The sequence below is a fragment of the Acinetobacter lwoffii genome (assembly GCF_024129355.1).
Lineage (GTDB): Bacteria > Pseudomonadota > Gammaproteobacteria > Pseudomonadales > Moraxellaceae > Acinetobacter > Acinetobacter lwoffii_I.
The window spans coordinates 1-7,143 of the sequence record NZ_JAMXXP010000060.1 but is presented as its reverse complement, the minus strand read 5'-3'; the positions used below and the strand labels follow the sequence as shown (position 1 = coordinate 7,143).

At 37.7% G+C, this 7,143-nt stretch carries 5 protein-coding genes and 2 pseudogenes; 4 read left to right on the top strand and 3 right to left on the bottom strand.

Annotated features, from left to right (window positions below; all coding sequences use genetic code 11):
• Positions 1-208: 208 nt before the first annotated feature.
• From NI468_RS15665 to NI468_RS15655, 3 genes and pseudogenes are all read right to left on the bottom strand, one after another.
• Positions 209-1,177: pseudogene (locus tag NI468_RS15665) on the bottom strand (IS481 family transposase).
• A gap of 202 nt (positions 1,178-1,379) precedes the next feature.
• Positions 1,380-1,730, bottom strand: coding sequence for a hypothetical protein (locus tag NI468_RS15660; RefSeq protein ID WP_004281821.1), 351 nt, complete (start codon positions 1,728-1,730; stop codon positions 1,380-1,382).
• A 150-nt stretch (positions 1,731-1,880) separates the two neighbouring features.
• Positions 1,881-2,381 (bottom strand): annotated as a pseudogene (locus tag NI468_RS15655) (IS3 family transposase); the annotation flags it as partial.
• 677 nt (positions 2,382-3,058) lie between these two features.
• Between NI468_RS15655 and mqo the strand changes: the two are divergent.
• From mqo to NI468_RS15635, 4 genes are all read left to right on the top strand, one after another.
• Positions 3,059-4,693: a malate dehydrogenase (quinone) gene (mqo, locus tag NI468_RS15650; protein ID WP_004733172.1), complete on the top strand. Its 1,635-nt coding sequence runs from the start codon at positions 3,059-3,061 to the stop codon at positions 4,691-4,693.
• 72 nt (positions 4,694-4,765) lie between these two features.
• Positions 4,766-6,040: an MFS transporter gene (locus tag NI468_RS15645; protein WP_004733173.1), complete on the top strand. Its 1,275-nt coding sequence runs from the start codon at positions 4,766-4,768 to the stop codon at positions 6,038-6,040.
• 56 nt (positions 6,041-6,096) lie between these two features.
• Positions 6,097-6,582, top strand: coding sequence for a hypothetical protein (locus NI468_RS15640; protein WP_004733174.1), 486 nt, complete (start codon positions 6,097-6,099; stop codon positions 6,580-6,582).
• A gap of 353 nt (positions 6,583-6,935) precedes the next feature.
• On the top strand, positions 6,936-7,143 hold a 208-nt coding region (locus NI468_RS15635), incomplete at its 3' end, for a transposase (protein ID WP_253102577.1).

The window sequence follows — 7,143 nt, the reverse complement described above, 5'->3', positions numbered from 1 at the left end:
GGTGAGTATGAAATTAGAGTATTACAACCTAGATCACAGGCAAGAAAAGATAAAAAACCTCAATACTGGATGAGTATTAACATTAAATAAAGACTTGCTAGATTTTTTTAAGCTTTTATACCAGGGTTCAAAAACTATTGCCAGTTAAACGGGGCGTGATTTTTACATATATGTTTTTATATTAATAAAAATGATATAGATACGTAATTCATAGAGATCGTTTCAATTTAGCAATCTCTAAATACATCTTGTAATTGGCATGTTGAATCCGTTCATTTGAGGGGTCGTATTGCTTCTGGACTTCATCTAAGAAAGGAGTTTCTTCACATAATTCAAAGTACCTTTCCATCGGTGTTTTACCTTTCAAAGCCGAATGTGGTCTCATCCAGTTATAGTAATGCTGCCATTCTGCCAGTTTGCTCTGAATTTCCTCTGAATCGATATCTACAGTAGCGTAGAACTCAGATTTATCAGTCTTTTGTGAGCGCTCTACCTTGCCATTCAGATGAGGTGAACCCGGTTTATTTGGCCTAAATTTGATTCCATACTGCATCATTTTTTCTGTACTTTTTCAGCAAAGAATGCTCGTCCACGATCGGTCTGTATTCGCTGTATGAGAAAAGGTATTTCTTCAATTACACAGTTAAAAAGTCGAGTGTATTCGCAGCTGTTCGGCGTTTATATATCCTTAAAACGCGATATCGTGTGCAGTCATCGATAGATGTGTACTGATATAGTCCAGGACCCAGTTTACAGGTATCCATTTGAATTCTATCGCCTGGTAATGGACGTTCATAACAAATGTAATCTACTTTACGACGGAATTTTTTAATCGGTTTGACTTAATGGGTGGATAGTACTTTATGGATAGTCGCCAAGGACAACGAGACTCCGTGCAGCTCATTAATTCGGTTTGCAAACGTCGAGCACCAAGATTTCTAGCTGAGCGCATTTCCAATATTAAAGCTTCTAGCTCAGCATTGATTTTAGTATTTGGCGATTTTAAGGGACATTTACTATGACTACTTAATCCATCAATACCTTGTTCAGAATATCGTTTCCACCACTTGCGTAAAGTTGGTCTAGAAATGCCACATCTCCGACAAACCAGGCCAGCATTATTGGTCTCTTCAAATAATTTAACCCATACGAGTCTTTGTTGAATTTCTCTGTTCATAGACACCCATTATATTGAAGTGATGTCTATGAATCACACAGATTATCATAAGGCTTTTGAAACTGTCGCACCTCATGTTTGAATTCACCCATTAACAGAGTGCGAATTAGTCCTTGATCATGTTTGACCACATTTCAAGGAATAGTGTCCAACTTTCGGTATGCAGATTATGGTGTGGGGTTCTCTTAAAGTTTAAACCTTATTATTTTACTTCAGTAATGCTGATTGGCTGGTCTTTTACAAATTCAACAACCCCTTCACCACGTTTAAAGTGAATTGAAACTCCATTATTATTAGCTAAACGAATACCACTACCAGCAACTGTTTGCTTTAAACGATATACCATGCCTGAGTTATCAGTCATTAAAGCAGTTTCAAAGTTATCCGATGATTTCAGAAAAATTAATAAACCATTCGGACCAGAAAATTTAAGGACCTGCGTATCAGCTGAAGTATTGCTTGTAGCCTTATCTTGTAAAGTTTCAGTCTTTGGACTCGAAGTACACCCAGTCATTGCTAAAACTAACAAAGTTAAACTTAAAAAATATTTCATTTAACTACCTTTTTCATCTGTAAATCATAGGTGTATTTATACTAATTGTTATAATTTAACAATAAAACAAATATTACTTTTTTTTACATAAAAAAGCCATAAATCGCATTTTGAACCTTACCGGATTTATCGGAGATTTTTTTATTTAAGTTAGGCCACCTGACTTAACGGGTTAATCTTATCATAGTACATTGCTTCAAACTCAAAAGGCGATACATAACCCAGTGCACTGTGTACATGCTTTTTATTAAACCAATCTACCCAATTTAATGTCGCAAGTTGTACATCTGCTAAACTTTGCCAATCTGCTTTTAAATATTCAATCATCTCTGTTTTGTATAAGCCATTCACTGTTTCAGCCAAAGCATTATCGTATGAGTCCCCCGTTGTACCGATTGATGCTCGTAAATTTGCTGCTTCTAAACGATTGGTATAGCGAATGGAAAGGTATTGAACACCTCTATGGGAATGATGAATCACATTCCTTGGCATACCTCAATCGTGCAATGCTTGCTCCAGTGCATCGAGCACCATATCTGTATTCATACGTGTTGATACTTTCCATCCAACAATTGCTCGTGAGAACACATCAATAATAAAGGCGGTATAGACCCAGCCTGAATTTGTTTGAATATACGTAAAGTCACTCACCTGAGATACCGTCTTGGTAGTCAATCAATAATTGAACCGCTCTATCTCTGATTTCAGGGGTATATTTTACTTTTTTCATCGGAACACTACGCTTCGCTACGTCGTGCGAAGCAATGCTTCTCATCTCAGGAAAGTTGGTCTCCAACAAACCTGGTACGGTTCACAATGAGGTTCATGCACGTGTAGCAGTCCTTAACAGATTTACAGAATTAGGTCGACCACTTACCCAAGTTACGCCTTAAATTTGGCTCAATTAGGGGCGCTTTGCCTTTCAAATATTTGTGCAATAAAGCCGTTGGAAAGTAACCTTGAAACAAGTTATAAGCTTCTTTTTAATAAATTACTGAGTATTTGTATAAATATTCAACATCTGATTTTTTTTAAACCAGATATTGAATTAAAATAAAAACCAATAAACAAGAACAAACATCATTGGTATTTATATTTTAATTATGTTCATTTACAATAAAAATTACTAAGTCAATACATATTTAGTCTAAAATATCCATCAATCAAAAATGTGTGATAGCTTCGAACGTTAATCTTTGTATACTTGTAATTTTGAGTATTACTTCAATTCTCTAAGCTAATTCTTTACAAGTGTTCCTATCACCATAATTGTTATTCTTGTCTTCGCTATAAAGCGATCCAAACCTGCCCTCCATGGTCATAATCGCATGAACAAATTTTTAAAATACCTATTGGTATTCATCGTTCTGCTTATTATTGCAGCACTAATCTTTTTATTTAGACCTATCGCGTCTAAGAAAATTCAAAACACCAGCAATGAGCCTGTCGTTGACGCAGTCTTAGTTGGTGGTGGCATCATGAGTGCAACCCTAGGCACATATCTTAGTGAACTTGAGCCAAACTGGCAAATTCGTATGTATGAACGCCTAGACAACGTTGCCCAAGAAAGCTCAAACGGCTTCAACAATGCTGGCACAGGCCACTCTGGCTTTATGGAAATGAACTATACCTCTGAAAAAGATGGAAAAATGGACATTTCTAAAGCTGTGAACGTTGCGGAACAATTTGAAGTTGCAAAACAGTTCTGGTCTTATCAAGTCAAAGAAGGCGTTTTGGGTCAACCAAATAGCTTTATCAACCCTGTACCGCACATTGCCTTCGTTTGGGGCGATAACGTGAATTTCCTAGAAAAACGTTACGCTGCAATGGTTAAAAACCCAATGTTTTATGGCATGAAATTCTCTGAGAATCCTGCTGAAATTAAACAATGGGCACCATTGGTGATGAATGGCCGTGATGCTGCACAAAAAGTAGCTGCAACACGCATGGATGTAGGTTCGGATGTGAACTATGGTTCGATCACCACTCAATTGGTCGATCACCTTAAAAAACAATCTAATTTCCAGTTACAAACATCGACTGAAGTGACTGGCATTAGCCAAAACGATGATAAAACGTGGACTGTTGCATTTAAAAACCTCACTACAGGAAAAACAGATCATGTGAAAACGCGCTTTGTCTTTATTGGTGCAGGCGGTGCAGCGGTTAAACTTTTACAAATGACAGGCTTACCAGAAGCGAAGCAATATGCTGGCTTCCCTGTAGGTGGCGTGTTCTTAATGACCGACAACCCAAAAGTCACTGAAGGCCATACTGCAAAAGTTTATGGTCGTGCTGAATTAGGCGCACCGCCAATGTCTGTTCCACATATTGATACACGTTATATCGACGGTAAAAAATATGTGTTGTTTGGTCCATTTGCAACTTATTCAAACAAGTTCTTAAAACAAGGTTCTCAGCTTGATTTATTGAAATCAACCACTAAGAACAACGTTTTACCAATGACCGCTGTGGGTATGGAAAATCTTGATTTGGTGAAATACTTAGTTAGCCAAGTCATGATGACCGATGAAGACCGTTTTAATGAGTTGAAAAAATACTATCCTGATGCAAAACCAGAGGACTGGCGCATGAATCAAGGTGGTCAACGTGTTCAAATCATTAAGAAAGAACCAGGCAAACCTGCAAGCTTGCAATTTGGTACCGAGATTTTTGCATCACAAGATGGTGCTGTGACTGCCCTATTAGGTGCGTCTCCTGGTGCTTCAACTTCCCCTTATATTATGTTGAGCTTGCTTGAAAAAGCATTCCCTCAGCAAGTAGCAGGTAAATGGAATCCGAAATTACATGAAATTGTAAAATCGTACCAACAAGAACTCAGCACTAATCCTGTGCTTCTTGACCAAGTTCGCCAATACACCAGCACAACCCTTGGTTTGAAATATACACCTATGGCTAAAGCTGCAAATGACGAAACTATTGCGGTAGCAAAAGCACAGTAATCTGCTTTAAACCCTAAAAAGGATGGACTTTGCGCCATCCTTTTTTAATTCATATTTGAAACTATTCTGTGTATGTCGCTTTTCCATTCCGATGCTTTTTTGGCTTTTCATTCACGTGATTTTTCACTTCTGAGCGTCAATCAGTTGTGCTTAATTCTAACCATCATGATTCAAGAAGTCGTCATTGCTTATAGTATCTATCAACTCACTCAAAATCCACTCAGCCTTGGCATGATTGCCTTAATTGAGTTACTCCCCTTTATTTGCCTCTCCCTGATCAGTGGCGACTGGGCTGATCGCTATAACCGACAAAAAATTGTGCAGTGGAGTTTTAGCTGTAGCACTTTAATTCCATTATTATTTATTGTTCTTTTTTCTCAGTACCAACAACAGCACATTCAACAAAATACACTTTTATGCGGCATTTATAGCCTCATCTTTTGCTTAGGCATACTTAGAGGCATCTACAGCCCATCATTTAATTCATTACGCCCTTTTCTAACCCCCGAGTCAGCCTATAGCAATGCAGCCACATGGACCGCGCTCATTTGGCAAATAGGCGGCATTTTAGCGCCTTTATGCGCAGGACTTTTACTCGGCCAACTTGGGCTTGAAAAAACCCTCTTTATTGTTTTTTTCTTGTGTTGCGTGGGTAGCATCTGCTTATTCGGATTAAGTCCTCGTCAATTCCCTAGCCCCCATAAACAGCATTTAAGCAAAAGTTTGAAAGAAGCCTATTTGTTTATTTTTAAACATCCACTAATGTTTTGGAGTATGTTGCTGGATCTCAGCGCCATGCTTTTTTGTAGTGTCATTATCTTACTGCCTATTTTTGCACACGATATCCTGCATCTTGGTGTTGAAGGCTTAGGTATACTCAGAGCTGCACCAGCTATTGGCGCCTGTATCATGATGTTGATGTTGACCTGTTATTCTCCGATGCAAAATGCATGGAGAAATATGCTCTATAGTAGTTTTGCAATTGCTTTGTGTACTTTAGCCTTTGCACTATCCTCCCATGTTTGGCTCTCAGTCTTCTTCCTTGTTTTAATCGGTGCCTTTGATAGCATCAGCATGGTCATTCGACAAACTTTATTACAGCAACTCCCCCCAAAAGCACTATTAGGGCGTGTAGCGGCTTTAAATGGCATATTAGTCACTTCAGGCAATCAGCTCGGTGCCCTACACATGAGCCTGATGACGCGCTATTTTTCTGTGGTGCCAGCAGTACTTATTGGAGGGACGCTGTGTTTAATAATCTGTGGTCTAAGCTTTACTCGTACGCGACATTTATTCAAGCCATCTCCAACACTAAAAAAACATGCCACAGTGGCAAAAAGTGAATAGCATGTTAAGCTTCAAATCTTCTTTTAATATGATGTGAGTTTTCAATAGAGCAAATTATGAAACAGATTTTCCCCTTTTCACATATTCTCTATACCAAACTCTATTCTTTCGTACTATCAGTGTTGTTGGCTTATTGCCTATTCAATGCAATTTATACGTTCATTATTGGTGGAACTGGTTTTTATTTATTTGCAACTTTTATTTTAGCTTTTCAATGTAATTTCGCGTTACGCACTTCTCTCCATGACCGTATTTACACCAGTTTAGGGATAGTTTTGCTTATTATTGGGTTATTGTATACACATGGAATTCACTTTCTAAACCATTTAAAAACAATTGTATTGGTTCCTGCTTTAATTTTAACTGCCTTTGGAATAGATAATTTATATAGAAAGCCAAATAGACTTAGTTGTCTTAAAGTTGGACTGATCCTCGGCCTATTGCTATTAGCTTATATTCAATATTATGATTTAGTAGAACTGCAAAATTATTATGACTCTTTACATAATGATGAGACTTGGCAGCAATTTGGCGCATTATAACAGCTAGCACAAAAAAATTTGGTGGGTGAAAAATTTACAATCCTAATTCTGATTTATCATGTTATTACATAGGAAAACTGCCTTTAAAAGACGGGTCTTGCTAGTCTAGAATTGCAGACGAAAGGGAATAAAATGCCTGTATATCCGATTCTAGAAATTGATCATTTTCAGCATCATAAACAAAAGATTTTTCTTCTAATAAGTATTGGCCATCTTGCTCACTAAGAAAATTTTAAAGTTATTTGCTTGATCAGGGAAAATTTGTTCTCCGTCAAAAAAAGATCATAACAATCTCGAACGGCTTTGTTGCGCAAAGCTGTTCTTAAGGACTTTTTCAGCAATATAATTTTCAAATGAAGAAGCATACACATAAAATTTACCGCACAACCAATTGGTTCGCATATAACCGAGCACGCATTCATCGCGGAAATATTGCCATTTGGTTTGATCCAGCTACGCAATGGTATGCCCCATCAAAAGGCAAACAAGGGCGAAATCAAACCTACTCCGACGCAGCCATCCAATGCTGCTTAATGATTAAATCCTTATTCCGTCTGTCTT